This is a genomic window from Actinokineospora sp. UTMC 2448, from assembly GCF_024760565.1.
Taxonomy (GTDB): Bacteria; Actinomycetota; Actinomycetes; order Mycobacteriales; family Pseudonocardiaceae; genus Actinokineospora; species Actinokineospora fastidiosa.
Map to the genome: position 1 here is coordinate 2486551 of NZ_CP031087.1, position 26433 is coordinate 2512983.

The 26433-nt window shown below is 71.6% G+C and carries 22 protein-coding genes; 17 read left to right on the top strand and 5 right to left on the bottom strand.

All coding sequences use genetic code 11. The features are described 5' to 3' along the window. Window positions 1–24: 24 nt before the first annotated feature. A complete protein-coding gene (locus tag Actkin_RS11720; protein WP_258907147.1) occupies window positions 25–1353 on the top strand; it encodes a hypothetical protein in 1329 nt (442 codons plus the stop codon). Between the two features lie 756 nt (window positions 1354–2109). After that, window positions 2110–2550: a helix-turn-helix domain-containing protein gene (locus Actkin_RS11725; RefSeq protein ID WP_258907907.1), complete on the top strand. Its 441-nt coding sequence runs from the start codon at window positions 2110–2112 to the stop codon at window positions 2548–2550. A gap of 24 nt (window positions 2551–2574) precedes the next feature. On the opposite strand, the gene Actkin_RS11730 is transcribed toward Actkin_RS11725, so the two are convergent. Both Actkin_RS11730 and Actkin_RS11735 read right to left on the bottom strand, forming a co-directional pair. Further along, entirely contained in the window at window positions 2575–2697 is a 123-nt protein-coding gene (locus Actkin_RS11730; protein WP_258907148.1) for a hypothetical protein, read from the bottom strand. Between the two features lie 197 nt (window positions 2698–2894). Next, complete coding sequence (locus Actkin_RS11735; protein WP_258907149.1) at window positions 2895–5831, bottom strand: AfsR/SARP family transcriptional regulator; 2937 nt, start codon at window positions 5829–5831, stop codon at window positions 2895–2897. A gap of 385 nt (window positions 5832–6216) precedes the next feature. On the opposite strand from Actkin_RS11735, the gene Actkin_RS11740 reads away from it, so the two are divergent. Then, a complete protein-coding gene (locus Actkin_RS11740) occupies window positions 6217–7323 on the top strand; it encodes a hypothetical protein (protein ID WP_258907151.1) in 1107 nt (368 codons plus the stop codon). Window positions 7324–7509: 186 nt separating this feature from the next. Here the strand turns inward: Actkin_RS11740 and Actkin_RS11745 are convergent, their stop codons facing one another. Next, window positions 7510–9540, bottom strand: a complete 2031-nt coding sequence (locus Actkin_RS11745) for a tetratricopeptide repeat protein (RefSeq protein ID WP_258907152.1) — start codon at window positions 9538–9540, stop codon at window positions 7510–7512. Window positions 9541–9863: 323 nt separating this feature from the next. Between Actkin_RS11745 and Actkin_RS11750 the strand changes: the two genes are divergently transcribed. The 4 genes from Actkin_RS11750 (at window position 9864) to Actkin_RS11765 (ending at window position 14208) form a co-directional block, all read left to right on the top strand. Continuing rightward, window positions 9864–10502, top strand: coding sequence for a TetR/AcrR family transcriptional regulator (locus Actkin_RS11750; protein ID WP_258907153.1), 639 nt, complete (start codon window positions 9864–9866; stop codon window positions 10500–10502). Window positions 10503–10734: 232 nt separating this feature from the next. Continuing rightward, window positions 10735–11919, top strand: a complete 1185-nt coding sequence (locus Actkin_RS11755; RefSeq protein WP_258907154.1) for a lipase family protein — start codon at window positions 10735–10737, stop codon at window positions 11917–11919. 28 nt (window positions 11920–11947) lie between these two features. After that, a complete protein-coding gene (locus tag Actkin_RS11760; protein ID WP_258907155.1) occupies window positions 11948–13129 on the top strand; it encodes an acyl-CoA dehydrogenase family protein in 1182 nt (393 codons plus the stop codon). After that, window positions 13126–14208: an acyl-CoA dehydrogenase family protein gene (locus Actkin_RS11765; RefSeq protein ID WP_258907156.1), complete on the top strand. Its 1083-nt coding sequence runs from the start codon at window positions 13126–13128 to the stop codon at window positions 14206–14208. The genes Actkin_RS11760 and Actkin_RS11765 overlap by 4 nt, the downstream gene beginning before the upstream one ends. Before the next feature lie 53 nt (window positions 14209–14261). On the opposite strand, the gene Actkin_RS11770 is transcribed toward Actkin_RS11765, so the two are convergent. After that, window positions 14262–14753: a MaoC family dehydratase gene (locus Actkin_RS11770; RefSeq protein ID WP_189212640.1), complete on the bottom strand. Its 492-nt coding sequence runs from the start codon at window positions 14751–14753 to the stop codon at window positions 14262–14264. 146 nt (window positions 14754–14899) lie between these two features. Here Actkin_RS11770 and Actkin_RS11775 point away from each other — a divergent pair, with 146 nt between their 5' ends. The 8 genes from Actkin_RS11775 (at window position 14900) to Actkin_RS11810 (ending at window position 23675) form a co-directional block, all read left to right on the top strand. Then, complete coding sequence (locus Actkin_RS11775) at window positions 14900–16087, top strand: acyl-CoA dehydrogenase family protein (RefSeq protein ID WP_396122983.1); 1188 nt, start codon at window positions 14900–14902, stop codon at window positions 16085–16087. Between the two features lie 2 nt (window positions 16088–16089). Continuing rightward, window positions 16090–16866, top strand: a complete 777-nt coding sequence (locus tag Actkin_RS11780; RefSeq protein WP_373292440.1) for an SDR family oxidoreductase — start codon at window positions 16090–16092, stop codon at window positions 16864–16866. Further along, window positions 16859–17878 carry a phosphotransferase family protein gene (locus Actkin_RS11785; RefSeq protein WP_258907158.1) on the top strand — a complete coding sequence of 340 codons (1020 nt, stop codon included), beginning with the start codon at window positions 16859–16861 and terminating at the stop codon, window positions 17876–17878. The genes Actkin_RS11780 and Actkin_RS11785 overlap by 8 nt, the downstream gene beginning before the upstream one ends. 27 nt (window positions 17879–17905) lie before the next feature. After that, entirely contained in the window at window positions 17906–18667 is a 762-nt protein-coding gene (fabG, locus tag Actkin_RS11790; protein WP_396122984.1) for a 3-oxoacyl-ACP reductase FabG, read from the top strand. A gap of 28 nt (window positions 18668–18695) precedes the next feature. After that, window positions 18696–19895 (top strand): acetyl-CoA C-acyltransferase, encoded by a 1200-nt coding sequence (locus Actkin_RS11795; RefSeq protein ID WP_258907160.1) that lies wholly within the window; start codon window positions 18696–18698, stop codon window positions 19893–19895. 82 nt (window positions 19896–19977) lie between these two features. Further along, window positions 19978–21357, top strand: a complete 1380-nt coding sequence (locus Actkin_RS11800; RefSeq protein ID WP_258907161.1) for an MFS transporter — start codon at window positions 19978–19980, stop codon at window positions 21355–21357. A gap of 19 nt (window positions 21358–21376) precedes the next feature. Continuing rightward, a complete protein-coding gene (locus Actkin_RS11805) occupies window positions 21377–22177 on the top strand; it encodes an enoyl-CoA hydratase-related protein (RefSeq protein WP_258907163.1) in 801 nt (266 codons plus the stop codon). 4 nt (window positions 22178–22181) lie between these two features. Continuing rightward, window positions 22182–23675 (top strand): long-chain-fatty-acid--CoA ligase, encoded by a 1494-nt coding sequence (locus Actkin_RS11810; RefSeq protein ID WP_258907164.1) that lies wholly within the window; start codon window positions 22182–22184, stop codon window positions 23673–23675. Here Actkin_RS11810 and Actkin_RS11815 read toward each other — a convergent pair. Beyond that, window positions 23665–24264, bottom strand: a complete 600-nt coding sequence (locus tag Actkin_RS11815; RefSeq protein WP_258907165.1) for a helix-turn-helix domain-containing protein — start codon at window positions 24262–24264, stop codon at window positions 23665–23667. The genes Actkin_RS11810 and Actkin_RS11815 overlap by 11 nt on opposite strands. Window positions 24265–24634: 370 nt before the next feature. On the opposite strand from Actkin_RS11815, the gene Actkin_RS11820 reads away from it, so the two are divergent. Together Actkin_RS11820 and Actkin_RS11825 are read left to right on the top strand one after the other, a co-directional pair. Continuing rightward, complete coding sequence (locus tag Actkin_RS11820) at window positions 24635–25261, top strand: hypothetical protein (RefSeq protein ID WP_258907167.1); 627 nt, start codon at window positions 24635–24637, stop codon at window positions 25259–25261. Next, window positions 25258–26433, top strand: a complete 1176-nt coding sequence (locus Actkin_RS11825) for an MFS transporter (RefSeq protein ID WP_396122958.1) — start codon at window positions 25258–25260, stop codon at window positions 26431–26433. Before Actkin_RS11820 ends, Actkin_RS11825 begins: the two co-directional genes overlap by 4 nt.

Consider the following 26433-nt stretch of genomic DNA (forward strand, 5'->3'; position numbering starts at 1 on the left):
CCCGATCCACACGAGGAGGCAACCATGAGCACGCTCTTCAAGCCGACCAGGACGCTGAACGCCAAGCCCGGCAACGTCTTCTTCGCCATGCCCTTCGGGACCAAGACCCTGGCCGACGGCAGGCAGTTCGACTTCGACGCCTTCTACGTCAACGTGTGCGTTCCCGTGGTCCGGGACGACTGCGGCATGACCCCGGTTCGGGTCGACGGGCTCTACGGCTCGCAGGGAGTGCTGGACTCGGTGTGGCGGGCGCTGCAGCAGGCGAACCTGGTCGTCGCCGACTTCACCGGCGGCTCACCGAACGTCGCGTTCGAGGTCGCGTGGGCGCTGATGCTCAACAAGCGCATCGCGGTCATCACCCAGGACGCGGACGACATCCCGTCCGACATCCGCGGGCTGTACCGCTACATCACCTACAGCGAGCAGTACCAGGCGATGAAGGTGCTGGGCGAGCAGCTCGCGGCCCAGCTCGCCGCGCTCAACGCCGAGCCCGCCGAGGAGATGGCGCCGATGCCGATGCCGGGCGGCAGCACCACCCTGGTCAAGGCCAGGGTGATCGCCGCCGACCAGGAGTACGTCATGGTGCGGGACGACACCGGTCGCTACGGCGTCATGAGCAACGCCGACGTCGACTACAACCGGCTGGTGAAGGACATGCGCAAGGCCTACCCCGTGGGGTCGGTCGTCGACGGGGCCTTCGTGCTGGACCCCATGCGCGAGGAGATGCGGTACACGCTGCTCAGCGGCAGGAGCAACCCGTGGCCCCTGCTCAGCCGCCAGTACCCGCCCGGCAGCACCCTCGTCAGCCGGGTCGCCAACGTCGACCCGCGGCACGGCGTCTTCGTGCACGTCGAGCACGGCGTGAACGGTCTGGTGCCCGCGCTCCAGTTCGGCGGGGCACTGCCCCCGGTGGGCACGGAGGTCGAGGTCGCCGTGGTGGCCGTCGACGAGCAGCGGCGCCGGATCGCCCTGCGCCTGGCGAAGGAGCTTTCCAGGCCCTCCGGTGACCGCGCCGCGACGGCGCCGTCCGGCCCCAGCAGGGGTGGGAACGCGGCCGTGCTCGCCACGCCGCACTGGCGTGGCTACGGGGAGGTCACCCGCACCGTGCCGGAGAAGAACGGCCGTGGTGGATACCTGCTGGTCCGCCTGCCCACCACGGGCCGCAACGCCATGCTGCTGGTGAAGGACATGAGCGAAGACCTCCGCACCGACCTGAACAACGGCCAGGTTGACCTCGGCGAGGAGATCTTCGTCGAGGTCTACCAAGTGGACCGCTCCACCGGGAAGACGCTCCTGCGGGAACTCCCCGACCCGGAGGACGCACAGGCGGAGGGCGTCAAGGAAGCCGCCTGACCCGACCCCGCCGTCGCCCCCGCGCTGACCCGCGCGGGGGCGACGGCCGTGTGTCCAGCACCAGCACGTCCTCGGCCGTTCGCCGGCTTCGGTAAGCATTCATGCCTGTTCTCCCGAGTGGGCGGGCCCGCTGGGAATAGCGTGATCATCTCGGTCGCAACACGAGGGCAGCGACCATCGCAGGTCGAAACCCGGGATGGACCTGTCGCGAGGGCGCAGCCCGATGACCGGATCGAGTGATCGCGACGGTTTTCCGCAGTTGTGCTCTTCTGCAGTGGAAGCACAGCGGTCTTATTCTGTGTTTGTCCCTTTCATTTGCTGAGGCGTTCGGTGTAGCGCTTGCCGCGTCCGGGCGATTGTCATCGTGTGCTGAGGACCATGTTTGAGCAGGTGTCGGCAGCGGCTAGGCTGCCCAGGCGCGATCGAACGGGTGATGCCCACCCTGCCGCATCAGAATGCCCGTTCGTGGATCCGCGGTGGCTGGGGCCGTGTCTGTGACGCGGGGTGAGCGCATCAACGTCGATGCGTGGTCCGGCCATGCGCCGTCATCACTGGGACGGCCGGTTGCGCAGGTGAGGCTGACGAGTCACGGTGGAGGTTGAGGGTGCAGACGCGTTCGATTGCCCTGACCGCGACCGGGGGAGGCGCCGCGATGGTCCCGTGTCCACCTCTCGATCCTTTCGCGGTCTGCCCCCGGCGACCGCGTTGAGGGGGCGTGCGATGCAACGAGACACGAGAGTCTCCTCCGACATGGTGATGCGGGCTGTCGGTGTTGAATTGCGGTTGGCTCGGCAGACGCGGGGGATGACGCTTGCCCAGGTGGCCGAAATGCTGCCATCGGGAATCCGGGTTCCCACGCTGTCCGGTTACGAGACCGGGACCAAGTCGTTCCACGTGGGTCGTTTGGTGGAGATCTGCGACGCGATCGGAGTGTCCGCGCCGTCTGTCCTGGAAGCGGCTTTGCATCGCGCCGGATTGGGACTGGCGGCCGTGGGCGTCGTCATCGACCTGAGATCGGTGGTCGACGGGGCCTCGAGGAACCTGGGCCCACTGCGCCAGTGGGCGCGGCGGAAGTTGGCGGACAACGCCGATGCCGTGACGATGGTGGAGCCGGGAATGATCCGCGAGATGGCGGGCTTCTGCGGGCTGTCGGTGCCCACCATGGCGGCCGAGCTGGAGCGGTTCGCGCCCGTGTAGCCGGGCGCGAACCGCCCGGCGGCTCTAGTGGTACCGCCACCAGAGGGCGGACACCGCGTCGGTGGACGCGTATGCGGCGGCCGGGAAGATGGCCACGGCCGCGATGACCGCGAGGGCTACCAGCCAGCGGCTGTGCCGGTTCTTCACTCGTCGTACTCCTCAGGTGCTCGAGGCGGTTCTCTTCTTAGCAAACCGACTTTGTTGCGAGCAAACCTAGTGCATGGGCGCGACGAGGTCTCAGACGGGTGTCGAAAGCCGATGGTCAAGACTGATCGTGCAACTGTCCCGAGCGGAAACCCAGAGGTGGGGCCCGAGAACCACCCTATTGGGCAGAGTTTGTCGCCCTAGGTCAACCCAGAGTGGGTGTCGTCGTCGGGCTCGGGGGGACTGGCGGCGTCCTGGGTGCCCATGGCGTTGAGGCGAGCGCGGACCTGGTGCGCGCGCACCTGATCGCCTAGCTGGGTGTAGGCGTGCAGGGCCTGGGTCCAGTTCAGGTGGGCCTGCTTGCGGTCGTGGAGGTGGTCGCAGACAGTCCCGAGCAGGTCAAGGCCCTCGGCCAGGGTCGCAACGGCGTTGATCCGCCGGGCGAGGGTGACGCCGCGCCGGGCGGGGGGCGCGGCGGCCTCGGGAGAACCCCGGTCGAGGTGGAGGGCGGCGAGTGCCACGTGGAGGCGCGCGGCGACGGGGATGTCGTTGGTGGCGGTGAGCGCCAAGGCGTTGTCCAGGTACTCGGCGGCGGTCGCCCACTCGCGCCTTCGCCGATGGATGGCCGCGAGGCCTTCCAGGGTCTCGGCCAACGCCGAGATGTCGCCGAGCATCCTGCTGTGGTACTCGGCTTGGCGAAGGTGGAATTCGGCTTCCCGGATGTTGCCTGCCTGAAGTAGGGCCTTGCCCAGCGCGGAGTGGCCCCAGGCGCGGGACTCCTCATCGCCCAGGCGTTGGGTGAGGTCTTGGTGTTCGCTCAGCAGACGCACGGCCGTGGTGACCGAGCCCGCCGCGAGTTCGAGCTCGCCCTGGGCCTTGAGGACGGCGCTGCGTGCGCGGTCGTGGCCTGCGGCGCTCGCCCACTCGTGGGCGGCTGTGAGATGGGTGCGGGCCTGCTCGGTGTCGCCCTCGGCCATGAGGAGCAGGCCGAGTTCGTGGTGGCTGGACGCCTCGGCCTCCAGGGCGCCGTCCGCGCGGGCGGCCGACGCGGCGAGTTCGTGCACGCGGCGGCAGTCGCTGAAGTGGCCGTGGCGCATCAAGTAAGCGCTGACGCAGTCGGCGAGCCGCCAGGCATGGCCGTAGTCGCCGTGCTCGGCCGCCAGCGCGACGGCACGCACCAGGGCTGTGCGTTCGGCGGCGAACCAGGCACCCGCCTCGCCCGCCGTGGCGAAGTCCGCGGGGCGTGCTCCCGGGTAGCACCGCAGATCCAGATCGCGCGCGTGCTGCACCGGGAACAGGGCGCGCTGTGCGGCGTGAGCGCTGAACAGGTAGTGGTCAAGGACCCTGCGCAATGCGCGGGCCCGCTCGGCGGGGTCTTCCAGCGTCGCCCGGTGGCGGGCGTAGCGTCGCAGCAGGTCGTGGAACTGGTAGCGCTGGCGCCCGCCCGCGCGGGCCAGCAGGTGTCCGCCCACCAATACGCCCAACGCGTCCCGGGTGGCCACCTCGGCCATCCCGGCGCAGGCGGCCGCAGATGCCAGGCTGAAGTCGCCAGCCGGGTGCAGAGCGACAAGCCGGAACACGCGCCGGGCCGGTTCCGGCAGTGCGTGGTAAGACCAGCCGAACACTCGCTCGGGGGACAGGTGGCCGTCGCCGTCCCGGCCGATCTCGAACACCAAATCGTCGGCGTTCGGCGGCGCGGGAGGACCGGTGTGGGTGGCCAGGTGATCGGCCAGCAGGTTGACGATCAGCGGGAGCCCGCCGCACGCGGCGGCGAAGGCGCTGACGGGATCGGGGAGTGGGGCCCGGCCCGCCAGTCTGGCCGTCAGGAGCTCGGCGCACTCGGCAGGCCCCAATGGCGGAACGGTGATCGCCTTGGCCCCCTTGCTGCTCAGCATCGTCAGCCGGTTGCGGCTGGCGACCAGGACAAGGCACTCGACCAGCACGGTGAGCAGGTCGTTGACGTGGTGGGAGTTCGCGGCGTTGTCCAGCACCACAAGCAGCCGTCGGTCGGCGATCAGCTGCCGCAGCGCGGCTTGGCGGTTGCCGTCCGGCTTGACGTTCCCATCATCAGGGGCGAGATGGATAAGCAGGGCGTCGATCACCGATCGGGGATCCACCGGCTCCTCGTCAGCGAAGCCGTTGAGGTCGAAGTAGGCGACCTCGTCCACCCGGCCCCGGACGCGGTGTGCCCAGTGGATGGCCAGCGTGCTCTTGCCGACCCCGGGAGGTCCGTCGATCACCAGCACGGCGTGCCGAGGTGATCCACCGGGGCCGAGCCCTGCGGCGTCGAGCGCGGCGAGCTGGTCGGACCGTCCGATGAAGTCCTGGAAGTCCGGGGGAAGTGTGCAGAGCGCGTCTACAGCCGCCGGGGGCGGTGGCTGTGGGACCGACGGCTTCGCCGGGAACATGAGCGAGTCGTGGTGCTTGTGCAGCAGTAGCGCGCTCTCCTCGTCGCCGAGCTCCATCAGCGCGGCGCGCACCTCCCGGAAGTAGGTCGTCGCGTCGATGCGGTGGCCGCGAGCGGCCAGCGCCGATATGCGGAGCATCGCCAAGCGAACCTCGTGCGGGTGCTCGCGCTGGACCTCATCGAGGGCTAGCAGCGCGCGATCGGGTTCGTCCAGCGCCAACCACGCGTTGAGCAACGTGATGTACGCGGGGACGAGCTGGTAGAGCGAGGCCTGCCGCCGCCACCGGTTCGCAGGCTCGGTACGCAAGTCGTCCAAGGCAGGCCCGCGCCACAGCCGGATGGCGTCCTGCGCCAACTCCGCGGCGCTGCCCGGCTCGGTCGCCTCGCGCGCCCGCTGGGCCATCACCTGGAAATACCCGAAGTCCACGTCCGCGGGGTCGGCGGGGATGCGGAACCTGCGGTTCCTGCTCTGCACCCGGGGCGCGCCCGGCAGCCGCTCCAGGACGGGTTTGAGCCTGCTGGCGTAGCTGTCGAGCGTGCCGCACGGGTTCTTGGGCTCGGCGTCCGGCGTCCACATCAGCTCGGTCAGCGTGTCCCAGCGCATCCAGGTCCCCGGACGGGTCAGCAGCGCCGCCAGCATCGCCCGCAGCCGTGGCGGCCCCCAGTCGTCCACGAGCTCGTCATCGAGACGCAACGCGGTGGTGCCCAAGATCCCGAACAGCGTGTTCACCAGCTTCACCCCTGAGCCGGTAGGGACTCTGTTCCCGCTCTGTCGCACTACTCACCGAAACGGTGACCGTGACTTTATGTGATCTTGGAGTCTAGCCGAGATGACATCGAGCCGGGACCGGCAGAACATCGAAAGTGATCCGCAAGGGTTTCCATCTCGAACCGCGAACATCCCTCGTTCCCCTTCCGGCCGCAAGTGAATGAACCCAATGGCGGAAGGGATTCGCGCGACTGTCCGGGTGATGCTCGTCCCCGACGGCGGGGAAGGACTCCCCGCCTGCCGCGGACGGGGGAGGGCTGTGATGGGAACGGTCAGGTGGATACGCGGACCGGTCGGGCACGACGCGGCCGGCAGGCTCACGCGTGTGGGGCTGAAAGGGGTGTTGGTGCTGGTGCAGACGGTGACGGCGGCAAACCGGCTGTCCGATGTCCTCCCGGTGTTCGACGGGGATCACCGGGTCCAGCCGGTCTACGCCGTACCTCAGGGCGCGGATGCCTGGCACGGCGTCGAAACCCACGTGCGCTCCCTGGGCGGCCTGGTATTGCCCTGGGAGCAGGCCATCAGGCAGGAATGGGATCTGGTGATCAGCGCCTGCCGAGAGGGGATCGAGCAGGTGCACGGGAATCTGCTCCTGCTTCCGCACGGTGCAGGTGCGGCGAAATCCCGCACGCGCAGCCGCATGAGCATGGCGAGCGAACCGACGACCGGCCTCGACCGGGAGGTGCTCGTCCACAGCGGGCGGATCATCCCAGCGCGGATCGCCCTGCACACCGATGACGACATGCGCCTCATCTCGGCGCGCTGCCCAGAGGCGAGGGCGAGGGCCTTCGTGGCGGGCGACCCGTGCCTGGACCGCATGCTCGCGTCCCGCGCCTATCGCGAGCGCTATCGCGCCGCGATGGGCGTGGCGCCCGATCAGGACCTCGTGCTCATGACCTCCACGTGGTCACCGGCATCGGCGTTCGGGACGCACTGGGATCTACCGGAGCGCCTCATGGCGGAGTTCCCGTCGGCACGTGTCGCGCTCGTCCTGCATCCCAACGTCTGGGCCGTGCACGGCGCGTCGACGATCCGCGGCTGGCTGGCCAGGGCGCTGGCCCGCGGCCTGGCGGTCATCCCGCCGGAGCGCGGGTGGCAGGGCGCCGTCCTCGCCGCGGATGTCGTCGTGGGGGACCACGGCTCGACAACCGCCTACGCTGTCGCCGTCGGCGTGCGGGTCGCTCTCGCGTCAGCGCCGGTCGACAACCTGCGGCGGGGCAGCGTCGCCGACCAGGTTCGTCGGACGGTCGTGACCATCGACCACAGCCGTCCGCTGGCTCCCCAACTGGCCCGCGCCGCGCCTGTGCCTGCGTTCGCCACCGCGTTGTCCTCACGCCTCGGTGAAGCACACGCTCGACTGCGTGAGGCGGTGTACCAGCTGCTTGGGCTCGCGGTGCCCGACTGGGACGCGACACCCGGGTGTGTGCCGGTTCCGATCCCGCTGCCGTGGTAGGGGTGTACCCCGTGGGAATCGTCTGGATCCAGCTCACCCCGGTGGCCGAGGGAGTGCAGCGGGCGGCCTGGCTCGACTCCGTGCTCGGGCCGGGCGACGTCCTGATCGCTCAGGAGGGAGTCGCGAGTCCCGATTGGCGCGCCGTCGCCGATGTCATCACCGGCGACGCCGCGGTCCACGAGGTGGTCAAGTCCTATGTGGAGGATCTCGGTCGAGCGCTGCGCCGATGCGATCGCGCACGCTCTGGGCTTTCCCGTCGCCCAAACCCGCATACAGGTCGGCGGCCTCGGTCCACGCGCTGATCGCGGCGTTCCGATCCCCCACCTGGTGCGCTGCGTCCCCGAGCGCGGCCAGGGTCTCGGCGGTGTAGTAAGGCGAGCCGAACTCGCGCATCGCGGCCACCGCGTCGGTCAGCACGCGGCGAGCGCGGTCGCTGTCGCCCTTGCGCAGTTCGACCTGGGCGAGCAGGGAGACAGCGCGGGAGTGCTGGGTGGGATCGCGGAGTTCGGCCATCGCCGCCGCGGCTGCTGTCAGCTCCCCAGCCGCGCCCGCGAGGTCGCCCTGGTCGGCCAGGACTTCACCGATGCGCCTGCGGCACAGTGCCACCCCGCGGACCCGGCCCAGCCGGGCGTTGAGGTCCCGGGACCGACGGAAGCAGTGCAGAGCGCGGTCGGGATCGGAGCCCTGGACAGCGAGGCCGAGCTGTTCCCACGCGGTCGCCTCGCCCAGACCGTCGGCGCAGCGGCGTGCCAACTCCATGGCGCGAGCGCTTTCCTCCGCTGCGCTGCCGACCTCGCCCAACTGGGCGTAGGCGTAGGCGAGTTGGTTGCGCAGCCTGCCCTCAGCGCGGGCGTCCTCACATCGGCGCGCGCTGTTTATCCCGAGGCGTTGCAGATCGATCCACTCGGCGTACCTCCTGGTGTGCAGGAACCGTCCCCACAGCGCCTCGCAGAACTGCCACACGAGGTCGTCCCAACCCTGGTCGGCGGCGACCTCCACCGCTGCTCGCACGTTGGTCCGCTCGCGCTCCGCCCACTTCAGGGCCTGGTCGGCGGAGTCCGTGGCGCGCGCCTCGGCGAACCTGGGCCCGATCCTCGGCCGCAGCGGATGCACCGCGAGCTCCGCCGCGACGCTCCGGTCGAGATACCACTCGACCATGGTCCGGACAACGGCCGAACCGCCCGCGCCGCGGCCGTGCAGGCGCACGAGGTCATGGAGCGCGTACCGCTCGTCCGCGACTTCCGCCACCAGCCCGGCTTCGAGCAGATCTTCCAGACGGGCGGCCATCTCCGCCTCGGCGATGTCGGCGCCTGCGGCCACCACGGGCACACCGAACTCGCGTCCGGGGTGCCACGCACACACTCGATATGCCTCGCGCAGTGGCTCCGGAAGGTCGCGCACGGACAGGTCCAGTGCTGCTCCGACCGACAGGTCGTGGCCCAGGTCGAGGCCTGCCAGTCGTTCCCGTTCATCGCCCAGCTTGTGCACCTCCCACTGCAGCGGGCGGCGCGCTCGCGTCGCCAACCGCGCGCCCACCACGGAGAGGGCCAGCGGCAGGCCGCCGCAGAGCCTGCCCAGCGCGTCGGCGGCGCCTGGCTCGGCGGCCACCCGGTCTCGGCCGATCACCGATTCCAGCAAGCGCACCGAGTCGGTCGTTCTCAGCGGTCCGACCTGGACCCACTGGGCGCCGTCGACCGCGAGGCCGGACAGAAGCGAGCGGCTCGTCACCACGACGATGCTGTCGCCTGCGGGTAACAGCGGTCGCACCTGGCGTGCCGAGACAGCGTCGTCGAGCAGCAGACGCAGCCTCTTGCCCGCCGTGACCGACCGGTACAGCGACGCCCGCAGCCCTTCGTCGAGCGGAATCCGTTCCGGTGGCACCCCCAATGAGATCAGGAACCATTCCAGGATCTCGAACGGCGCCGCAGGGCCGCCGAGCATCGCGAAGAGGGAGCCGTCGAAGTCCTCCTGGGGCAGCCCGGCAAGCCAGCGCACGGCGAGGGCGGACTTCCCCGCGCCCCCGATCCCGGTCAGCACGAGCGGTCCGCGCGCGGCGGCGCCGATCCGGTCCAGCTCGGCCAACTCCGCGTCGCGCCCCACGAACCCGGCGGGCGCCCGCGGCAACTGGTCCGGCGTGACACCCCACGTGGCGCGCGTGTGGAAATGCACCGAACCCACGTGTCCCGCTTGCACCACCTGGCCCGCGACCTGCCCCACCACCGTGTTGCCGACGGTTCCGTCCTCGCCCCGGCTCCCGACGACCATGACCACCCCCGTGAGTCCGCCACCTCCTGTCTAGTCGCTCACAATCACCTGGTCGCGACTGACAGCGACGACATCACCCGATCGGCGCAGGGCATGACTCCTACCCTGCCGAGGACGGCGGGACCGCCGTGCTCGCGGCATGCTGGGCTGGAAGGAGGTCGTCCGGACTCCGATCAGGCCGGACATCGGCGCGAAGGTCGTGCGTCCCGGGTGGTGGAGGGGTTGGCTGCTACCCTTCGACCAGCCGAGTGACCGGGTAAAGGTGAACGACCGCAGTGAATCCTTCGGAAGCGACTGACGACGAGCGGCCCGCGAGGATCACGCCGAGGAGCAGGCGGGGGATCCGGACCAAGCAGGCGCTTATCGCGGCGGCGCGTGAGGTTTTCGAGCGGGACGGGTATGTCGAGGCCCGGATCACCGATATCACGAAGGCCGCGGGCGTCGCTTCCGGGTCGTTCTACACCTATTTCAATGACAAGGAAGAGATCTTCGCCGCGCTGGTCGAGGTGGTGCAGGAGGAGATGTTGCACCCCCACCTGCGCGAGCGCACCGGGGAGAGCGACCCTCGGGCGCTCATCGACGCGGCCAACCGGGATTATCTCCAGGCTTATAAGCGCAACTCGCGGCTGATGGCCTTGTTCGAGCAGGTCGCCCAGATCAACGAGAAGTTCTCCGAACTCCGCAGGGAACGCGCGGTCGCCTTCGGCAAGCGCAACGCGAAGATGATCAGTGATCTGCAGGAACAGGGCAACGCCGACCCCGAGTTGGACCCCTTCGTGACCGCGCTCGCCCTTTCGGCGATGGTCAGCCGCATGGCGTACATCGTTTATGTCGCCAGAATCCCGATCGGGTTCGAGAAGCTCGTCGGCACGGTGAACCGGATCTGGTTCAACGCGCTCCGCATCGACTCCTGACCCCACGCGCGCCGGTCGGGTGACCGCGCTGTTCGCACCGTAATCAGAGCGCACGCCGCCGCACGCGCTCATCGGTGTTCGCGATTGCAACTTTCTGAACTTGACGTCAAGCTCAAGTATTGAGTCGTCCGCCGCCGGGCGGTTGCATGGGGTGCCTGCGGTCCCGCGGCCGACGAGCTGGGCGTCGCGTCGGGTGGACCGGGCGAACCCTGCAGAGCGCAAAGGAGCGCGCATGAAACACGCGAACAAGGCCCGGATGGTGATCGCCTGCCTGACCGCCGCCTTGCTGCCCGTGACCGGACTCGCCGCCGCCGAGGCGCAGTCAGTAGCGGGAAGGCCAGGAGGCGCAGGAGACCCGGGAGAGATCGTCAGCGCCGAGCCGTCGGCGTTCCGGCTCCCGCCGGGCATCCCGACCGCGACGGCGGCGTGGAAGATCCACTACCGCTCCACGGGCGCGGGCGGGAAGGCCGACGTCGTCTCCGGCACCGTGATCATCCCGCTGGACGGCCGCGACGGCGTCCGCCCGCTGCTCACCTACGCGTTCGGCACGGTGGGCATGGGCGACCAGTGCGCCCCCTCGGCGAAGCTGGCCGACGGCAGCAGCTTCGAGGCGGTGGTCCTCAACGGCGCGCTGGAGCGCGGATGGGCCGTCGTCGTCACCGACTACCAGGGCCTCGGCACGCCCGGCGACCACACCTACATGATCGGGCGGGCCGAGGGCGCCGCCGTGCTCGACGCCGCCCGCGCCGCCCAGCGGCTGCCGGAGGCGCGGCGGGCGGGGGTGGACGCCACGTCGCCCGTCGCGGTCATGGGTTACTCGCAGGGCGGCCAGGCCAGCGGCTGGGCCGCCGAACTCGCCCGCTCCTATGCCCCCGAGCTGCGGGTCAAGGGCGTCGTGAGCGGCGGCGTCCCGGCCGACCTGCTGCGGTTCGCCTCGTCCAGCACGGACAGCAACCTGGCGCTGTCGCTGATGACCGCCATCGGCCACGACGCGGGCTATCCCGAACTCGACCTCGACAGCTACCTCAACGACGACGGCCGCGCGCTCGTCGAGAGCATGCGCAACGGCTGCGTGGTCGAGAACGCGCTCGCCGCGGAGGGCAAGTCCATCGACGAGCTCACCGTGCGCAACCCGCTGGAGGCGCCCGACTGGCGCAGGCGCCTCGGCGACAACCGCCTGGGCGAGCGGGCCGCGGCCGCGCCCGTCTACGTCTACCACGGCACCAACGACACGATCGTCCCGTACGCCATCGGCGAGCAACTGCGCGCCGACTGGTGCGCCCGCGGCGGTGTCGTGCAGTGGCGATCGATCCCCATGGCCGACCACCACACCGCCTACCTGTTCGGCGTGTCGCCTGCGCTGGACTGGCTCGCCGCGCGCTTCGCCGGGTCGCCGACGCGGGGCAACTGCGCCTGACCTGCCGGGCCGGGAACTGAGGAGAGAGATGAGTACCAAGTTGGACGCCACGTCGGCGCGCGAACGGGTGCGCGCCTTCGTGGCCGCCCATCGCGACGTCACCGATCGGGTCGGGTTCCTGCGGGCGCGGTTCGACGCCGGGCTCGCCTGGGTCCACTTCCCCGAGGGTCTCGGCGGCCTCGGCGCCTCCCGCGACCTGCAGGAGGTGGTCGACGCCGAGTTCGCGGGCACGCCGCAGCCGGACCTCGGCAAGCAGGGGGTCGGGCTCGGCATGGCCGCGCCGACGATCCTCGCCTGCGGGACCGACGCGCAGCGCAGGCGCTTCCTCCGACCACTGTGGACCGGGGAGGAGATCTGGTGCCAGCTGTTCAGCGAGCCCGGCGCGGGGTCGGACCTCGCCGCGGTGGCCACCCGCGCCGTCCGGGACGGGAACGAGTGGGTCGTCGACGGGCAGAAGGTCTGGACCTCCGGCGCGCACCATGCGCGGTGGGGGATCCTGATCGCCAGGACGGACCCGGACGTGCCCAAGCACGCGGGCATGACGTACTTCGTGTGCGACATGGCCGCGCCCGGCGTCGAGGTGCGGCCGCTGCGCCAGATCACCGGCGAGGCCGAGTTCAACGAGGTGTTCCTCAGTTCCGTCCGGCTCGCCGACGACCTGCGCGTCGGCGGGGTGGGGGAGGGGTGGCGGGTCGCCCAGACCACGCTGATGAACGAGCGGGTCGCCATCGGCGGTGAGCCGGTCGAGCCGGGCGGCGGACCGATCGGGCCGGTGCTTGAGACCTGGCGGACGCGCCCGGACCTGCGCACCCACGACCTCCACCGCCGCCTGCTCGCCCTCTGGGTCGACGCGGAGGCCACCCGGCTGGCGGCGGCGCGCTTCCGCGAGCAGCTCGCCGCCGGGCTGCCCGGGCCGGAGGGCTCGGCGGCCAAGCTGGCCTTCTCGACGCTGAACCAGCGCCTGTCCGGCCTCGACGTCGAGTTGAACCGGGAGGCCGGGCTGCGCTACGACGACTGGACGTTCCGCCGCTCCGACGACGTCGACATGTTCGGCCGCGACGCGGGCTACCGCTACCTGCGGGCGAAGGGCAACTCCATCGAGGGCGGCACGTCGGAGATCCTGCGCACCGTCATCGCCGAACGGGTGCTGGGCCTGCCGCCGGAGCCCAGGACCGACAAGAACGTCCCCTGGAAGGGGCTGCCGCGATGAGCCTGCTCTACACCGAACAGGAACAGGACTTGCGCGACGCCGTGCGCGCGGTTCTCGCCGACCGGTGCTCGGCCAACACCGTCCTCGCGCGCGTCGAGGGCGATCTGCCGTACGACGGGGACCTCTGGCGGGTGCTGGCGCGCGACGTCGGCGTCGCGGGCCTGCTGGTGCCCGAATCGCTCGGCGGCGCGGGGGCGTCGTCGCGGGAGGCGGCCGTGGTGCTGGAGGAGCTGGGCAGGGCCGTCGCGCCGGTCCCGTTCCTCACCAGCGCGGTGCTCGCGACCACGGTGCTGTTGCGCGCGGGAACGAGCGAGGCCGGGAAGATCCTCGGCGACCTGGCGGCGGGCGCCACGACGGCCGCGGTGGCCGTCTCCCTGGCGGCGGACCCGTTCCGGCCCGGCGGGAACGACGTCGTGGCCGAGGACGGCGGGCTCACCGGCGTCATCCCCTGCGTCGCGGGCGCCGAGGTCGCCGACGTCCTGCTCGTGCCGGTCGGCGACGCCGTTCACGCGGTAACGGAGTTCACTGTGGACACCGACGTGTCGCTGGACCTGACCCGGCCGGTCGCGACGGTCACCCTGCGCGCGGCGCAGTCGGTGCGCGTCGCGGACTCCTCCGACGCGGTCCCGTACGCGCTGGCGTACACGGCGGGCCTGCTCGCCTCCGAGCAGCTCGGCGTCGCGGAGTGGTGTCTGGACACGACCGTGGCCTACGTCAAGGAGCGCACGCAGTTCGCCCGACCGATCGGGTCGTTCCAGGCTGTCAAGCACCGGCTGGCGGATCTGTGGCTGGACGTCGTGCGCGCCCGCGCGGTCGCCAGGAACGCCGCCGACCAGCTCACCGGCGGCCTGACCGACGCCGCGCGGACGGCGGTGGCGACGGCCCAGGCGTGGTGCTCCCCGGTGGCGGTGCACGCCGCCGAGGAGTGCGTCCAGCTGCACGGCGGCATCGGCATGACGTGGGAGCACCCGGCCCACCTCTACCTCAAGCGCGCCAAGGCGGACTCGATCGCCCTCGGCGCGGCGGGCGACCACCGCGACGCCCTGGCCGGACTGGCAGGCGTTCCCGCGCCTGCCTGACCGCCCGGTGCTCCCTTCCCGCTTGACCCTGCGAGCGGGAAGGGAGCACGCCGTCATCCCGCCGTCGGCGGGGACTCGACCACGCGGGCGATCGCCTCGGCCACGACGATCGGCTTGGCCGCGCCCTCGCGCTCGAAGGTCTGCCGGACCCTGACCTGGATGCCGCCGGGGACCTCGGTGACGGCCAGGATCGTCGAGCGCATCCGGATGCGCGAGCCGACCGGCACGGGGGCGGGGAAGCGCACCGTGTCGTAGCCGTAGTTGAGCGAGTGCGCGAAGCCCTCGAACGAAAGCAGCGCATAGGACATCGCCGGGCCGAGCGAGAGGCTGTAGAGGCCGTGGGCGATCGTGCCGCCGAGCGGGCTCGCGGCCGCCCGTTCGGCGTCGACGTGGATCCACTGCCGGTCGCCGGTCAGCTCGGCGAAGGCGTCGATCCGCTCCTGCGTCACCTCGTGCCAGTCCGTCGGCCCGATCTCGGCTCCGACGAGGCCGCGCAGCTCGGCCAGCGACGACGGCCGCACGGGAAGCGCGCTCGTGTCGATCATCAGTGGTTCTCCTGACTCTTGAAATCGGCCTGCGCGTCCAGTAATAGTTGAACTTGACGTCAACCTCAAGTGAGTGGAGGGGTCGCGTGGACCCGTTTCCCGTGTCCGACGCCGCGAAGCGGTACCGGGCCGACCTGCTGGACTTCATGGACGAGTGGGTGTATCCCGCCGAGGCGGTCTACGAGCGGCAGATGCTGGAGTCCGCCGACCCGCACCACCACCCGGCGGTCATGGAGGAGCTGAAGGCCGAGGCGCGCCGCCGCGGGCTGTGGAACCTGTTCCACCCGCACCCGGAGTGGGGCCCGGGACTGACCAACCTGGAGTACGCCCCGCTGGCCGAGATCATGGGCCGCAGCGTCCACTTGGCGCCGGAGGCCTGCAACTGCTCGGCGCCCGACACCGGCAACATGGAAGTGCTCACGCTGTTCGGCACCGACGAGCACAAGGAGAAGTACCTCCGGCCGCTGCTGGACGGGACGATCCGCTCCGCGTTCGCCATGACCGAGCCGGACGTGGCCAGCTCCGACGCCACCAACATCCAGCTGCGCATGGACCGCGACGGCGACGAGTACGTGCTCAACGGCCGCAAGTGGTTCGCCTCCAACGCGATGCACAAGAACTGCGCCGTGCTGATCGTGATGGGCAAGACCGATCCCGACGCCCCCGCGCACCGCCAGCAGTCGATGATGGTCGTCCCGATCGACGCGCCGGGGATCAGCCTCGTCCGCAACCTGCCGGTGTTCGGCTACACCGACCGGGAGGGTCACGCCGAGATCGAGTTCACCGACGTGCGCGTGCCCGCGCGGGACCTGCTCAAAGGCGAGGGCGAGGGCTTCGCCATCAGCCAGGCGCGGCTCGGGCCTGGTCGCATCCATCACTGCATGCGCGCGATCGGCATGGCCGAGCGCGCGTTGGAGATGCTGTGCAAGCGCGCGGACTCCCGGGTGACCTTCGGCGCGCCGCTGAGCGAGCGGGCCAACATCCAGGACTGGATCGCCGAGGCCCGCATCGAGATCGAGATGACCAGGCTGCTGACCCTCAAGGCCGCGTGGATGATGGACACGGTCGGCAACAAGGAGGCGCGGACCGAGATCGCCGCCATCAAGATCGCCGCGCCGAGGATGGCGCTGGGAATCGTGGACCGGGCGATCCAGGTGCACGGCGGCGGCGGGGTCACCGACGACTTCCCGCTCGCCAGCGCGTGGGCCCACCTCCGCACGCTGCGCCTGGCCGACGGCCCCGACGAGGTGCACAAGCGCGCGATCGCGCTGTGGGAGCTGCGCAAGCACCGCGAGCCCGGCATGACGAGCGCGTGGACGGGGTCGCGCCCGTGACCGTGCAGGACTTCACCGGCCGCACGGCGGTGGTGACGGGCGGCTCCCGCGGCATCGGGCTCGCCGTGGCGCGCAGGCTCGCCGACGCCGGGGCGAACGTCGTGGTGACCTCCCGCAAGCCGGAGGCGGCCGAGGCCGCCGCCGCGCAGGTGGGCGCGACCGCGGTGGGCTTCGCCGCGCACGCGGCCGACGAGGACGCCGCGCGGCGCTGCGTGGAGTTCGCGGTCGAGCGCTTCGGCGGGCTCGACGTCCTGGTCAACAACGCGGGCACCAACCCGGCGCACGGGCCGCTGGTCGACCAGGACCACGCCCGCTTCGCCAAGACGGTCGACGTCAACCTGTGGGGGCCGCTGCTGTGGACGGCGACCGCGGTGCGGGCGTGGATGGGCGAGCACGGCGGCTCGGTCGTGAACGTCGCCTCCGTCGGCGGCATGACGGTCGAGCCGGGTCTGGGCGTCTACAACGCCACGAAGGCCGCGCTGATCCACCTGACCAGGCAGCTGGCGCTGGAGCTGTCGCCGCGCGTGCGGGTCAACGCGGTAGCGCCCGCGGTCGTCAGGACGCGGCTGGCCGAGGAGCTGTGGCGCGACCACGAGGACCGGCTCAGCGCCGTGTTCGCGCTCGGGCGCATCGGCGAGCCCGACGACGTGGCCGCATCGGTCGCGTTCCTGGCCTCGGACGCGGCCTCCTGGATCACCGGGGAGACGCTGGTGGTCGACGGCGGCGCGCTGCTCGGCGACGCCACCGCCATGAAGGCGCGGACGGCGGGCGATGGCTGAGGGCGGCTTCGGCATCGACCCCGCCGCGCTCGCGCCGTGGCTGGCCGACATCGGCGTCGAGTTCTCCGGCGAGCTGCGGGTGGAGCGGATCGGGCTCGGCCAGTCGAACCTGACGTTCCGGCTCACGGACGGGGCAGGGCGGCGGTGGGTGCTACGCAGGCCGCCGCTGGGGCGCTTGCTGTCCTCCGCCCACGACGTCGTCCGCGAGGCGCGCATCCTGACGGCGCTGGAGGACACCGACGTCCCGACGCCCCGGGTGCTCGGCGTGTTCCTCGACGCCGGGGCGCCGCTGGTGCTCATGGAGTTCGTCGACGGCGTCGTGGTCGACAGCCCGGCGGTCGCCATGGGGCTGAGCCTCCACCGGCGTCGCGCGATCGGGCTGTCCCTCGGCGAGACGCTCGCCCGCGTCCACGCCGTCGACCTCGACCGGGCGGGCCTGGCCGACCTGGCGAGCCGCCGCCCGTACGCCGAGCGCCAGCTCGCGCGGTGGTCGAGGCAGTGGGAGAGGTCCAGAACACGGGAGCTGCCCGCGCTGGAGGCGTTGACCGAGCGGCTTCGCGCCGCGATCCCGGCGCAGCGCGAGACCACGCTCGTCCACGGCGATTTCCACCTGCGCAACGTGATCACGGGGACCGACGGCGAGGTGACGGCGGTCCTGGACTGGGAGCTGTGCACGCTGGGCGACCCGCTGGCCGATCTCGGCACCCTGCTGGCCTACTGGCCGGAGCCCGGCGACGCCGTCGGCGGCGAGCTGTCGGCCTCCGTGCTTCCCGGGTTCCCGCACCGCGACGAGATCGCCAGCGGCTACCTCGACCACACCGGCCGGGACCCGGCGGCCCTCGGGTTCTGGCACGCGCTCGGCCTCTGGAAGGTCGCCATCATCGGCGAGGGCGTCCTGCGCCGCGCCATCGACGACCCCAGGAACCGCGCCGCTGCCGGGACCGCGACCGCCGAGCAGATCAATGCCCTGATCGACTCGGCCACCGAGGTCGCCGACGCCGCCGGCCTCTGACATTTCCACCATTTCGCACGAGGAGTCATTGTGGGACAAGGGAAGACCACCGCGATCGTGACCGGGGGAGCGCGCGGCATCGGCGCGGCGATCGCCCGGCGGCTCGCCTGCGACGGCATGGCCGTCGGCGTCGTCGACCTGACCGAGGAGGCCTGCGCCGCCACCGTCGCGGCGATCATCGGGGCGGGCGGAAGCGCGGTCGCGGTGGGCGCGGACGTCGCGGACGAGGCAGCGGTGGCCAGGGCCGTCGGGACGGTGACCGAGGTGCTCGGCCCGCCGACGGTGCTGGTCAACAACGCGGGCATCATCCGGGACAACCTGCTGTTCAAAATGGACGTCGCGGACTGGGACGCGGTCGTGGCCGTGCACCTGCGCGGGGCGTTCCTGATGTCCAAGGCCGTCCAGGGGCACATGGTCGACGCGCGCTTCGGCCGGATCGTGAACCTGTCGAGCACGTCGGCCCTGGGCAACCGCGGCCAGGCGAACTACGCCGCGGCCAAGGCGGGCCTGCAGGGCTTCACCAAGACGCTGGCCATCGAGCTGGGCCGCTACGGCGTCACCGTGAACGCGATCGCGCCCGGGTTCATCGAGACCGACATGACCGCCGCGACCGCGGAGCGCATGGGCGTCGACTTCGACGAGCTCAAGAAGCTCGCCGTGGAGCGGATCCCGGTCGGTCGCGCGGGCCAGCCGGAGGACATCGCCCACGCCGCGGCGTTCCTGGCCAGCCCCGGAGCCGGGTTCGTGTCCGGGCAGGTCATCTACGTCGCAGGCGGCCCCGCCGCCTGACGGCGGGCCGACGAGGAAGGGAACACCCATGAGGGAAGCGGTCATCGTCTCGACCGCCCGCACGCCGATCGGCCGGGCCTACCGCGGCGCGTTCAACGACACCCAGGCCCAGCACCTTGCCGCGCACGCGATCGCGCACGCGGTGGAGCGGGCGGGGCTCGACGGCGCCGAGATCGAGGACCTGGTCCTCGGCTGCGCGCTGCAACAGGGGTCGTCGGGGCCGAACGTCGCCCGCCAGGCCGCGCTGCGCGCGGGGCTGCCCGCGACCGTCCCGGGGATGACGATCGACCGCCAGTGCTCGTCCGGGCTGATGGCGATCGCGACCGCGGCCAAGCAGGTCGTCCACGACGGCATGGACGTCGTCGTCGCCGGGGGAGTGGAGTCGATCTCGCTGGTGCAGAACGAGCACCTCAACCTCCACCGCGCGTCCGACCCGTGGCTGGTGGCCAACAAACCGGCGATCTACCTGCCGATGCTGCACACCGCCGAGATCGTCGCCGAGCGCTACGGCGTCAGCCGGGAGAGCCAGGACGAGTTCGCCGCGCTCTCCCAGCGGCGCACCGCCGAGGCGCAGGCGGCGGGCCGGTTCGACGAGGAGATCGCGCCGCTGACCGCCGTCCGGTCCGTGGTCGACAAGGAGACCGGCGAGGTCGCCAAGGAGCAGGTGGTCCTCACCCGGGACGAGGGCAACCGGCCGTCGACCACCGTCGAGACCCTGGCCGCCCTGCGCACGGTCCTCCCCGACGGCGAGGTCACGGCCAGGTCGACGGTGACGGCGGGGAACTCCTCGCAGCTCTCCGACGGGGCGTCGGCCGTGGTGCTCATGGAGGCGGGCCAGGCGCAGCGGCGGGGGCTGCGGCCGCTCGGCGTCTACCGGGGCATGGCGGTGGCCGGGTGCGAACCCGACGAGATGGGCGTGGGCCCGGTGTTCGCGGTGCCGCGGCTGCTCAAGGAGCACGGGCTGACCGTCGACGACATCGGCCTCTGGGAGCTCAACGAGGCGTTCGCCTCCCAGGCCGTGCACTGCCGCGACCAGCTGGGCATCGACCCCGAACGGCTCAACGTCAACGGCGGCGCCATCTCGGTCGGCCACCCGTACGGCATGACCGGGTCGCGGCTCGTCGCCCACGCGCTCATCGAGGGCAGGCGCAGGGGAGCCCGCCACGTCGTGATCACCATGTGCGTCGGGGGCGGCATGGGCGCGGCTGGCCTGTTCGACGTCGCGTGACCGGTACTTGAACTTGACGCAGAATTCAAGTAAGACGGGCATCACCCCGGCGCTGTCCGCCAGGACCTCCGAAGGAGCGGTCATGACCTCACCGCCAACGCAGTCGACGAGAGAGCAAGCGGGCAAGCGCACGCCGGGACAGCGCAGGATGCTGTTCGCGGGCCTGATCGGCAGCTCGATCGAGTGGTACGACTTCTTCATCTACGGGACGGCCGCCGCGCTGGTCTTCCCCGCCGTGTTCTTCCCGCAGGCGTCGGCGATGACCGGCGTGCTGCTGTCGTTCAGCACGTTCTGGGCCGGTTTCGTGGCCCGCCCGCTCGGCGGCGTGATCGCCGGGCACCTCGGCGACCGCCACGGGCGCAAGAAGGTCGTGGTCGCGTCCCTGGTCGCGATGGGGCTCGGCACGTTCCTCATCGGCTGCCTGCCCGGCGCGGGCACGATCGGGGTGCTCGCGCCGATCCTGCTGGTGGTCCTGCGCTTCGTGCAGGGCGTGGCCTGCGGGGCGCAGTGGGGCGGCATCGTCCTGCTGCTCACCGAGTCCGCATCGCCCAAGCGCAAGGGCTTCGCGGGCACCTTCGGGCAGATGGGCGTCTCGTTCGGCGTCTTCATCGGCAACGCCGCGTTCCTGGTCGTGGCGCGGACCATGTCGGAGTCCGCGTTCCTCAGCTGGGGCTGGCGCGTCCCGTTCCTGGCCAGCGCGCTGATGTTCCCGGTCGCGCTCTACATCCAGGCCAAGGTCGAGGACTCGCGGGAGTTCCGCGAGCTGGCCGCGGCCAGGAAGTCCCAGGACGACGTCGTCCGGGCGCCGGTGTCGGAGGCGATCAGGAACCACTGGCGCACGATCCTGCTCGCCGCGGGCCTGCTCGCGGGCACCAACGCGCTGTTCTACATCGGCATCGCGGGCGTGGTCAGCTACGCCACGACGGCGCTGCACCTGAGCCGCGACGCCATACTGTCGATCTCGCTGCCGATCGCGCTGGTGAGCGCCGTCGTGGTGCTGTGGGCGGGCAGGCTGTCCGACCGCTTCGGCCGCAGGCCGGTGGTGCTGGCGGGCGCCGCGCTGATCGTGGTGTGGGCGTTCCCGTACTTCTGGCTGGTCGACACCGGCTCCCTGACGGCCATCGCCGTCGCCGTGGCCGTCGGGTCGCTCGGCCAGTCGCTGACGTACGGCCCGCTGGCCGCCTACATCGGCGAACTGCTGGCGCCCGGCATCCGCTACTCCGGGGTGTCGCTGGCCTACCAGCTGGCGTCGGTCACCGTCAGCGGCGGCACCCCGTTCATCATGACCGCGATCATCTCCGAGACCGGCTCGACGGCCCTCGTCTCGGCGTACATCGCGGCCATGGGGCTCATCACCCTCGTCTGCGCCTGGGTGCTGGCCGAGACCAACCCCGCCGCCGTGCGCGCCGACCCGCACGCGGTCCCCGGTCCACCCGCCCGTCCCGGCGTCCGCACGGTCTGATCAGAGAGGCATCACCCCCATGAAGCAGGAAACCAAGCAGGGCGAGACCGTGCTGGCGGTCCGCCGCGGCCCGGTGCTCGTGCTGACGCTGAACCGGCCCGACCGGCTCAACGCCTGGAACGACGAGCTCGAACGGCGCTACTTCGCGCTCCTCGACGAGGCCGAGGCCGATCCCGGGGTCCGCGCGATCGTGGTGACCGGCGCGGGCCGGGGCTTCTGCGCGGGCGCGGACATGGCGGACCTCCAGCGGATCGGCGCCGACGAGATCGACTCGGTCGAGCGGCCCCGGCCGAGGACCTTCCCGATGACCGTGCGCAAGCCGCTGATCGCCGCGATCAACGGCGCGGCCGCCGGGCTCGGGCTGGTGGAGGCCCTGTACTGCGACATCCGGTTCGCCACGCCCACGGCGAAGCTGACCACCGCGTTCGTCCGGCGCGGCCTGATCGCCGAGTACGGGATGGCCTGGCTGCTGCCCCGGCTCGTCGGCATCAGCACGGCGCTCGACCTGCTGATGTCCGGTCGCGTGGTCACCGGCGAGGAGGCGCGCGCGCTCGGCCTGGTCGACCGCGTGGTCGAGCCGGACGCGCTGCTCGACGCCGCCGTGGACTACGCGACCGAGCTGGCGACGCTGTGCTCGCCGGAGTCGATGCGGATCATCAAGGAGCAGGTCCGCGCCGCGCTGGACTCGGAGTTCGCCGACGCGGTCGCCGAGGCCGACCGGCTGATGGTCGAGTCGTTCCGGCACCCGGACGCGGCCGAGGGCGTGGCGAGCTACCTGGCGAACCGGCCGCCCGCGTTCCGGCCGCTGGCCCCCCGGTGACGGGATGCCGAACACAGCCGAAGCCCTCTGGCGGCACGCGAGCGCCACACCCGACCGCGTCGCGCTCCTCGGGGGCGGCGACGTGTGGACCTACCGGGAGCTGCGCGACCGCGTCGCCGCCGTCGCGGGCCACCTGCGCGAGGTCGGCGTGCGGCCGGGCGATCGCGTGCTGCTGGTGGCACCGTCCGTGCCCGAGTTCGTCGGCGCGTACTACGGCGTCCACGCCGCGGGCGGCATCGCGGTCACGGCGAACACGATGTCGACCGGGCCCGAGTTGGAGCACATCGGCGCGGACGCGGGCGTGGTGCTCGTCCTGAGCTGGGACGGGGTCGGGCAGGCGCCGGGGAGGGCGGCCGAGGCGCTGGGCGTCCCGTGCCTGCCGCTCGTCCCCGGCCTGCTCGGCCTCGACCGCGGCGACGCGGTCGAGGCACCGCACGCGACCCCGGCGGACACCACGGCCGCGATCCTCTACACCTCGGGCACGACCGGACGTCCGAAGGGCGCCCAGCTGACCCACGGCAACCTGGAGGCGTCCGGCGCGATCCTGCGCGCGAGCCACGGCATCACCGCCGCCGACCGGGGCGCGACCGCGCTGCCGCTGTTCCACGTGTACGGGCAGGCGTGCGTCATGAACGTCGCGATGCAGGCCGGGGCGAGCCTGGCGCTGCTGGCGCGGTTCGACCCCGCGACCATGCTGTCGCTGCTGCGGGAGACGGAACCGACCTTCCTCGCGGGGGTGCCGACCATGTGGAACGCGCTCCTGCACGCCGCGGGGGCGGGCGGGGCCGGGGAGTTCGCCGGACTGCGCCACGCCTCGTCCGGCGGGGCCTCCCTGCCCGCGGAGGTCATGCGCGCCTTCGAGGAGCGGTTCGGGTGCGCGATCCTGGAGGCGTACGGGCTGACGGAGACGTGCGGGGCGGCGACCTATCAGGACCCCGGCAGGCCCTACAAGCCTGGACATGTCGGCATTCCGTTGCCGGGCTGTGCCATCGCCATCCGGGACGAGGGCGGGGGCGACCTCCCGGCAGGCGAGGTCGGCGAGGTCCACATCAGCGGGCCGGTCGTGATGAAGGGGTACTGGAACCGCCCGGACGCCACCGCCGAGGTCCTGCGCGACGGCTGGCTCCGCACGGGCGACCTCGGGACCCTGGACCCCGACGGCGACCTGCGCATCGTCGACCGCAAGAAGGACATGGTGATCCGGGGCGGCTACAACGTCTATCCGAGCGAGGTCGAGGAGGTGCTGTACCAGCATCCGGACATCGTCGAGGCCGCGGTGGTCAGCGTGCCGGACGACCACTACGGCGAGGAGGTGGCCGCGGTCATCACCCTGCGGCCGGGCGCCGAACTCGCCACCGAGGACCTGCGCGCGTGGGCGAAGGAACGGCTGTCGGCCTACAAGGTCCCGCACCTGGTGGCCGTGGTCGACCAACTCCCCAGGGGGCCGACGGGCAAGATCCTCAAACGGGCGATCGACCGGACCGTGTTCAGCCGCTGACCCGGGGGTCGCGCCTGGTGCGGGCGCAGACGTGGATGCGCTCACCCTGCTTGCCGAAGAGGCTGAGCACCTCCACGTCCGCCCGCCCGGCGGCGCCGAACCAGTGCGGCGTCCGGCAGTCGAACTCGGCGGCCTCGCCGGGACCCAGCACCACGTCCTGGTCGCCCAGCATGACCCGGAGCCGACCGCGCAGCACGTAGAGCCATTCGTACCCGGCGTGCGTGCGCAGCCGGGGCTCGGCGTCCTCGGGCGGGATGATCATCTTGTAGGCGCGCGGCTCGCTCTGCTGGCGGGTCAGCGGGATCAGCACCCGACCGTCCACCCGCGCCGACGTCTGCGGCACCCGAGGATCCACGACCCGGGGCGCGGACACGATCTCGTCGAGCCGCAGCCCGAGCGCGGCGGTGATCGGCAACAGCAACTCAAGACTCGGACGGCGCTGCCCGGACTCCAACCGCGACAGGGTGCTGGTGGAGATACCGGTGGTGCGGCTGAGTTCGGCCAGCGTCACCCCTTTCTTCTCGCGAGCACGCCGCAGACGGGGCGCGATCTGGTCAATCGCAGCGGCGACGGTGGGCTGGTCCTCCATGGGCCCCAGTCCACCACCCTGTCCCGATTTCGGCAAGAACGTTTGCCGGAACCGCCCGACACTGCGGATGCTGCGGGCGGAGGTGATGACCATGGATTCCCCATGGGACAGGGGAGTTCCGGGCGCGGCCGCCGGGTCCAGGCTCGCGGCCGGAGCCGCGACAGCGCCAGCCCACACCGCGAGGAGCGGATCGCCCGGACCATCGCTGCTCCCGGCGAGGACCGACGCCACCGGCAGGGCAGGAGAAGCCGAGGTGCGTCTGGTCCACGCGCCGAACGTCCGCTCGGTGGCCTGCTCGTCGCGCAGGCGAGGCGAGGTGGCGTGTGGTCGACGTGGCAGGCCGTTGCTCGGATGGCGAAGGAGCCGGTCGATGAGCGCGGCCGTCGGCGAGGTGCAGGCCGCCGGGCGGTGGCCGGATGGGGGGTATCTGTTGTCCTACAACCTGTTTGCGGTGGGCAGTGCCGGGTTCTTGATGGTGGGTGTCTGCCCGGTGGGCGCTGCTCGTCGGGCAGGTGGGGTGAGCGGGTGTGTGGTCGGTGTTGGCGGGTCGTCGTTGGGGTGGCGAAGGAGCCGGTGGATGAGTGCGGTCGTCGGCGAGGTGCGGGTTGGCAACCGGGTGTCCGTTGGGATGCACCTGTTGCCCCTCGGTCTGTTTGCGCTGCGCAGTGCCGAGTTTCTGATGGCGGGTGTCCGCCCGGTGGGCGCTGCTCGTCGGGCAGGCCGGGCGAAGGGGTGTGTCGTCGGTGTTGGCGGGCCGTTGTTGGGGTGGCGAGGTAGCCGGTGGGTGAGCGTGGTCGTCGGCGAGGTGTGGGCTGGCAATCGGTTGCCGCTGGGGGTGTATCTGTTGCCCCTCGGTCTGTTTGCGGTGGGTAGCGCCGAGTTTCTGATGGCGGGTGTCCGCTCGGTGTGCGGCGTTGCGCTCGCGGCAGGTGGGGCGAAGGTGCGTGTGGTCGGCGTCGCGGGTCGTTGCTCGGATGGGGAAGGGGTCGGTCGGTGAGTGCGGTTGTCGGTGGGGTGCGGGTTGGCGGGCGGTTGCCGGTGGGGGTGTATCTGTTGTCGTTCAGCCTGTTTGCGATGGGATCGGCTGAGTTCCTGATGGCGGGCGTCCTCCCCGCGGTGGCCAGCGATCTTGGTGTTTCGCTATCCTCGGCGGGCTGGCTGATCACCGCGTTCGCGCTTGGGGTCGTCGTTGGAGGGCCGCCGTTCGCTGTGCTTAGTCTGGGGTGGCCTCGGCGTACGACGCTGCTGGTCACGCAGCTCGTCTTCGCCGTTGCCGTGGCGGTTGGGCTGGTTGCTGATCACTGGGTGCTGCTGGTCACCCGGTTCGTGTCCGGGCTCGCCTACGCCGGGTTCTTCGCCGTGGCCGCGGTGACCGCCATCGGGCTGGTCACGCCCGACCGCAACGCCCGCGCCTCAGGGGTGGTCGTCAGCGGGCTCAGCGTCGCCATGGTCGCGGGCGGCCCGGCGGGCACGCTGCTCAGCCACCTCACGGACTGGCGGGGCGGGTTCTGGGGCGTGGTCGTCCTGACCCTCGCGGGCGCGGTCGCCTGCGCGCTCGGGCTGCCCGCCACGCGACCCGCGGCCGCGCCGAGCCTTGCCGGGGAACTCGCCACGATGCGGAAGCCGCGCCTGTGGGGCGTCTACGCGACCACGATCCTGAGCACGGCCGCGTACATGATCTCCTTCAACTACCTCGCGGCGGTCCTCGCCGACGTCACCGGCATCGCGGAGGCGTGGGTTCCGGGCGTGCTCGCGCTGTTCGGGGTCGGCGCGTTCGTCGGCCTGTCGGTCGGCGGGCGGGTCGCCGACCGGCGGCCGCACCATGCGCTCCTCGGCGGTGCGGTCGGCGTCGCGGTCCTCTCCGCGCTCCTCGCGGTGCTCGCCGAGCACCCGGTGGTCGTCGTGCCGGTCGTCTTCCTGCTCGGGATCGCGGCCTTCGTGCTCAATCCCGCCCTCTACGGGCGGGTGTTCGCCATCGCCGCGGCCGCGCCGACCCTCGCGGGCGCCACCACCGTCTCCGCGTTCCAGCTCGGCATCAGCCTCACCCCGGTCTTCGCCGCCACGGCGCTCGACCTGGGCGCCCCGGTGACCGCCGTGTCGTGGATCGGCGGAATCCTGGCCTTGGCCACGATCCCGCTCATCCTCATCGACCGGGCGGCCCGGCCGTGA